Annotated in this window: 6 protein-coding genes; 2 read left to right on the top strand and 4 right to left on the bottom strand. The window is 61.5% G+C overall.

The window, feature by feature from the left end; genetic code table 11:
• The first annotated feature begins 384 nt into the window (after positions 1 to 384).
• On the top strand, positions 385 to 1,335 hold the full coding sequence (locus tag GPA21_RS19100) for a restriction endonuclease (RefSeq protein ID WP_168989669.1): 951 nt from the start codon (positions 385 to 387) through the stop codon (positions 1,333 to 1,335).
• A 74-nt stretch (positions 1,336 to 1,409) separates the two neighbouring features.
• On the opposite strand, the gene GPA21_RS19095 is transcribed toward GPA21_RS19100, so the two are convergent.
• From GPA21_RS19095 to leuA, 4 genes are all read right to left on the bottom strand, one after another.
• Positions 1,410 to 1,571, bottom strand: a complete 162-nt coding sequence (locus GPA21_RS19095) for a hypothetical protein (protein ID WP_168989668.1) — start codon at positions 1,569 to 1,571, stop codon at positions 1,410 to 1,412.
• A gap of 340 nt (positions 1,572 to 1,911) precedes the next feature.
• The gene (locus GPA21_RS19090) at positions 1,912 to 2,202 is read right to left on the bottom strand and encodes a type II toxin-antitoxin system RelE/ParE family toxin (protein WP_168989667.1); all 291 of its coding nucleotides are present in this window, start codon (positions 2,200 to 2,202) and stop codon (positions 1,912 to 1,914) included.
• Positions 2,195 to 2,440, bottom strand: coding sequence for a type II toxin-antitoxin system ParD family antitoxin (locus GPA21_RS19085; protein WP_168989666.1), 246 nt, complete (start codon positions 2,438 to 2,440; stop codon positions 2,195 to 2,197). The genes GPA21_RS19090 and GPA21_RS19085 overlap by 8 nt, the downstream gene beginning before the upstream one ends.
• A gap of 417 nt (positions 2,441 to 2,857) precedes the next feature.
• A complete protein-coding gene (leuA, locus tag GPA21_RS19080; RefSeq protein ID WP_168989665.1) occupies positions 2,858 to 4,570 on the bottom strand; it encodes a 2-isopropylmalate synthase in 1,713 nt (570 codons plus the stop codon).
• Between the two features lie 169 nt (positions 4,571 to 4,739).
• On the opposite strand from leuA, the gene GPA21_RS19075 reads away from it, so the two are divergent.
• On the top strand, positions 4,740 to 5,210 hold the full coding sequence (locus GPA21_RS19075) for an Lrp/AsnC family transcriptional regulator (protein WP_168989664.1): 471 nt from the start codon (positions 4,740 to 4,742) through the stop codon (positions 5,208 to 5,210).
• Positions 5,211 to 5,398 lie beyond the last annotated feature (188 nt).

Here is a 5,398-nt window from a genome sequence, read left to right as displayed (position 1 = left end):
TCGAAGAGAAAACGGGGCGACACCGCAGAGAAAAGCGGTGATTTGCCGGAGAAATTGAACCGAGTTCGGTCGCTGTCATTGTTTGGCGGCGGGATTCAACGAAAACCTCGCGTTATTCGAGGTGCCCTTTAGATTAGAAGGAAACGGATTCGCTGCTGCCGTTGGATTTGTGTAGCCCGAGTAGTAGCTCAGACCGGCCAGAAGTCACTCGGCTCCAACTCAACACGGGTGTGCGAGTTCCTCTCCGTAGTCTTGGGTCTTCAGGGCAGACCGTGACCAATTCACGAAGCGATAGCAGCCAGTAGCAGTATCATGCGTTCCGACTATGACACTTGAGCTACGGCCATCTCACGGCTGACGGTGGGGGCAACGCAGCTGATTTCTATGGCACGACGACGCAAGAAGCAAGAACCCGGACTCCTCGAGATTGCCGCAACTTCCGACTGGAAAGTGGGCGGCGCAATGGCGTTGGTTTGTGTTGTGGGCGCCGCGTTCGTCATCCCGGCCTTTTTCTCCTCTTCGCCCATACTTGCCGGGATGGGAGGTGTCTTTTCGACGCTAGCCTGGATCATGGCAGCGGCGTTTGGGTTGATCTCCGTCGTTAAGCTGCTCAAGAAGGTTCCCCAACGGGTGACCGCGAGTGGCACGACAGGCTCCCATGGCGTTGCGGTTTCGGCTGGAGATAGAGCTCGATTCAAAAACCATGCGGAGCGCACGGAGGCGGCGCCTGCGGAGCAAGTCATCCCCCGGGGTGAGGCCGAGGTAGGCCCCGGCAAACCTTTGACTTGGTCCTTCGAGGTTTTGGATCGTGTCGAGTGGAAGCGTTTTGAAGACTTGTGTTGCGAGTTTTACCGCGAGAAGGGCATCAAGGCGGTGACGACTCGGCTGGGGGCTGATGGTGGCGTGGATATTCGGCTCTTTCAGGATGCGGCTGACCCGGAGCGTATGACGTCTATCGTGCAGTGCAAGGCGTTGGCCAAGCAGGTGGGTGTGGCGATGGTGAGGGAGTTGCGCGGGGTGATGGCGCATGAAGGCGTGGAGAGTGCCTTCTTCATGGCACCGAATGGCTTCACTGAAGACGCGGTGGCGTTTGCGCGCGCAAACCGAATCCACTTGCTGGACGGCAAGGGCTTCTTACACATGATTCAGCGTTTGCCAGACGAAGCGCAGCAGCGCTTGCTGGCATTTGCGACCGAGGGCGACTGGACGTCACCGACGTGCCCGGCCTGCGGCGCGAAGATGGTGGAGCGACCGGGCAAAGGGCGGGCGTTTTGGGGGTGTTCGACGTTTCCGCGCTGCCGTAAGAGGATGCCGATGCGCGCCAGACGTTCATAGCGCGGTGTTGCACACAACAAAACGGCCACCAGCGCTTTCGCGCGGTGGCCGTTTCGCTTACCCGCTGGCGCCGATCAAGCCGCCCGAATATCCGTCACCGCCGCAACATCCGGCTGGATGCGGTTGATGCCGCTGACGATGGCGCGGATGGAGGGGGTGACGATGTTGGTGTCGAGGCCGAGAAGAAACGGGGTCAGACACCATTTCGCACGTTCGCTCGTTGGGCGGTCGAGCATCGCCTGCTGGTAGCGCTTGGGTTAGAGGTCGAACCAGGTTGGCGTCGCCATGGGTGCCGCGATGGCACTGCCCCTCGCGGGTGCCCTCGTCGCGGTTGGCGCAGCTTCCTCCAACAGTTGCGGGAGCATTTTGCGAGGGCCTCAGCGAGTCGTTGCCGCCGCTGTTAATCCTCCAGTCTGGTGACGTCCGCTTGCCCCGCTTCCCACAGTTCCAGCGCAAGCTTCCTGAGCGCGCCATCGAGGAGAAGATCGTAAAGACCGTTTGGAAGAGCAGGCATGGTCAGTCAAGGTGCGGTCATTATCATGGATGAGGGATTACTCCAGCACAGGAACGGCTCCGTCAAAGATACCGAGGCGCATCCATCCGCCTATGCAGGACACGTACAATCCCGATCCCGTAATCGGTGATGCGAAAGTACACTATGTGCTGTTCAATGTGACAGCGGCGGTATCCTTGGCGGATGTGGTCGCAGCTTGGCGCAGTCATGGGCGCACGCGCCAACTCGGTGAATGAGGCAGTAAGCAGGTCAATGTAGCGTTCGGCTTGTTCAACGCCCCATTGGCGGACGGTGTACACCCAGATCGATTCAAGGTCGCGCTCGGCGGCGGGCGTGAGACGGTACTCAGCCATGCGCGGTCCGCATTCTTTGCTTGAACTTAGCGGCATTGAATGGCTGTGGATCGCCGCTGGCTTCGCCCTCGATTAGAGCGTGTCGGATTGCTTCCACTTCCGCGTTGCGCTCCTGTTCGCGACGGATCAGGTCACGGATGCATTCGCTGTCGTTAGTGTAATGCCCCGCGCTGATCTGCGTCTTTATCCAGCCGTCCTGTTGTTCGGTCAGTGTGATGGTCTTGCGCACGGTACCCATAATCTAGCCTCCAGTCTCGATGCAAGTCTGTGATGATCATACGATTGGTGCATTTTGGCGCATAGGGTTCATTTTTGCCAGATTGGATACGAATGCTGATGCGAGGCTTGATTCAAAGTGACATGCCTCGCGCCGCCGCGGTTCCAGCCCAGCCCCGCTTGGCCTCCTGGAAACGGACTGCCGCGTAAGCAGATCCAGAACTTGACCATTGGCGAAAGCAGGCGCTGCATAGCGCGCTCGTGTTCTCAGCTGGCGGCTTTAGATTCCAGCGAGGCCGCCCCGAAACCTTGACTGAACAAGATCACATCGATCTGGGTCGTCCAAGAATGTAAAGGCTCGTTCGCTTGACGGGTTTGAGAAGCAAACGGCCACCAGCGCTTTCGCGCGGTGGCCGTTTCGCTTATCCGCTGCCGCCGATCAAGCCGCCCGAATATCGGTCACCGCTGCGACATCCGGCTGGATGCGGTTGATGCCGCTGACGATGGCGCGGATGGAGGCGGTGACGATGTTGGTGTCGAGGCCGACGCCGTAGTGGTCGCCGGGTTTGCCGGTGGTGGAGCGCAGTTCGACGAAGGCGCAGGCTTGGGCGTTGCCGCCGTCGTCGCTGGGGGCGATGGAGCGTTCTTCGTAGTTTTGCACCTGCACATCGATGCCGGCGATGCGCAGGGCGTGGACTGCGGCGTCGATGGGGCCGTTGCCTTCGCCGAGCAGGGTCTGGCGCTGGCCGGCGATGTCGACGGTGAGGCGGATGCCCTGGGCGCTGCCGTGCTCGAAGAGGTGGTGCTCGACGTAGCGCATGGGCTCGGCGGTGTCGAGGTAGGTGCTGCGGAAGAGGTCCCAGATCGCCGCGGCGCTCATCTCGGCGCCGGTGGCTTCGGTGACCTGCTGCACTTCGCGGGAGAACTCCACTTGAAGGCGGCGGGGCATGACGACGCCGTATTCGGTTTCGAGCAGGTAGGCGATGCCGCCTTTGCCGGACTGGCTGTTGACGCGGATCACCGAGTCGTAGCTGCGTCCGACGTCGGCCGGGTCGATCGGGAGGTAGGGTACGTTCCACAGAGCGCTGGCCTTTTGGGCCGCGAACCCCTTCTTGATGGCGTCCTGGTGGGAGCCGGAGAAGGCCGTGAAGACGAGATCCCCCACGTAGGGGTGGCGTGGGTGGATGGGCAACTGGTTGCAGTATTCGACGGTGCGGGCAACCGAATTGATGTCGGAGAAGTCGAGCCCGGGGTGCAGGCCCTGGGTGTACATGTTGAGCGCGAGGGTGACGATGTCGACGTTGCCGGTGCGCTCGCCGTTGCCGAAGAGGCAGCCTTCGATGCGGTCGGCGCCGGCCATGAGGCCGAGCTCGGCGGCGGCCACCCCGGTGCCGCGGTCGTTGTGCGGGTGGAGGCTGATGATGACGCTGTCGCGACGGGCGAGGTTGCGGTGCATCCACTCGACCTGGTCGGCATAGACGTTGGGCGTGGCGACCTCGACGGTGGCGGGGAGGTTGAGGATGACCTTGTTGTGCGGCGTGGCACCCCACTCGGCGGTGACTGCGTCGCACACCTCCTTGGCAAAGTCGAGCTCGGTGGCGGAGAAGGTTTCCGGGCTGTACTGGAGCAGGATCTCGGTGCCGCAGCTTTCACGCATCTCGGCGGCGACTTCCTTGATGAGGCGCACGGCCGACACCGCGAGCGCCACCACCTGCGGCTTGTCCATGTTGAAGACCACTTCGCGGAAGGTGGGCGAGGTGGCGTTGTAGACATGGATGATGGCCCGGCGGGCGCCACGCACCGAATCCATGGTGCGGCGGATGAGGTCTTCGCGAGCTTGGGTGAGCACCTCGATGGTGACGTCGTCGGGCACATGCCCGCCCTCGACGAGGTGGCGGACGAAGTCGAAGTCGGTTTGCGACGCGGCCGGAAAGCCGACTTCGATCTCCTTGAAGCCGATGTCGCACACCGCGCGGAACATGCGCATCTTGCGCTCGACGTTCATCGGCTCGAACAGGGACTGGTTGCCGTCGCGCAGGTCGGTGCTCATCCAGATCGGCGCCTTGTTGATGACCTTGTTCGGCCACTGGCGGTCGGCGAGCGGGATGGCGGGGAAGGGGCGGTACTTGGTGGACGGGTCGGGCAACATCATGGGTCGGGTCCTCTGCGCGGGCTGGGCTGCGATGAGAGACAGTTTAGGTGTTGCACTGCGGCAGACGATTGCGTTTTCGGGGTTTTGTCAGGCTTGTTTGGTGGAAAATTGCACGACGTAGTAAGTAAGTGACAGAATATGTATCAAGCGACTTAACGGCGATACGATCATGCAGCTCGACCGCTACGACCGGCAGATTCTTGAAGTGCTCCAGCAGGATGGGCGCATCAGCAACCAGGACCTGGCCGACCGCATCTCGCTGTCGCCGTCCTCCTGCCTGCGCCGGCTGCGCGCGCTGGAGGAATCCGGCCTGATCCTCGGCTACCGCGCCCTGCTCGACGCCCGCCGCCTCGGCCTGTCGCTGATGGCGCTGATCCACATCTCCATGGACCGCCACACGCCCGAACGCTTCGCCCACTTCGAAAACGTGGTCGGCGAGATCCCCGAGGTGCTGGAATGTCTGCTCATCACCGGCCAGGACGCCGACTACCAGCTCAAGGTGGTGGTGGCCGACATGGACGCGTATCAGGAACTGCTGCTCACCCGCATCACCCGCATCCCCGGCGTCACCGGCGTGCACTCCAGCTTCGTGCTGCGCCGGGTGATCGACAAGACCGCGCTGCCGATCAAGGGAGCGTAATTCATAGCCCTGCTTCTACTTAAGCTTCCGAATATAGGGGTTCTTGCGAGCTTTGGAGAAGGGGTATACGGATTTAATGGTTGATGGGGCACCTTCACCCCATCAATCTGATACCACCCTCAGATGGTTGATAGATCGACTCCGTAGTTGAGTTCCTCTGCGAAGTCCGGCAGTCCGTAACCGATGGT

The organism is Azoarcus taiwanensis (assembly GCF_012910885.1).
Lineage (GTDB): Bacteria > Pseudomonadota > Gammaproteobacteria > Burkholderiales > Rhodocyclaceae > Azoarcus_F > Azoarcus_F taiwanensis.
This window is presented reverse-complemented; position numbering and strand designations above follow the sequence as displayed.

Excerpts from the sequence above, each read along its gene's own strand:
- GPA21_RS19100 (WP_168989669.1), top strand. The coding sequence starts at position 385 with ATGGCACGACGACGCAAGAAGCAAGAACCCGGACTCCTCGAGATTGCC.
- leuA (WP_168989665.1), bottom strand. The coding sequence starts at position 4,570 with ATGATGTTGCCCGACCCGTCCACCAAGTACCGCCCCTTCCCCGCCATC.
- GPA21_RS19090 (WP_168989667.1), bottom strand. The coding sequence starts at position 2,202 with ATGGCTGAGTACCGTCTCACGCCCGCCGCCGAGCGCGACCTTGAATCG.
- GPA21_RS19075 (WP_168989664.1), top strand. The coding sequence starts at position 4,740 with ATGCAGCTCGACCGCTACGACCGGCAGATTCTTGAAGTGCTCCAGCAG.
- GPA21_RS19095 (WP_168989668.1), bottom strand. The coding sequence starts at position 1,571 with ATGCTCGACCGCCCAACGAGCGAACGTGCGAAATGGTGTCTGACCCCG.
- GPA21_RS19085 (WP_168989666.1), bottom strand. The coding sequence starts at position 2,440 with ATGGGTACCGTGCGCAAGACCATCACACTGACCGAACAACAGGACGGC.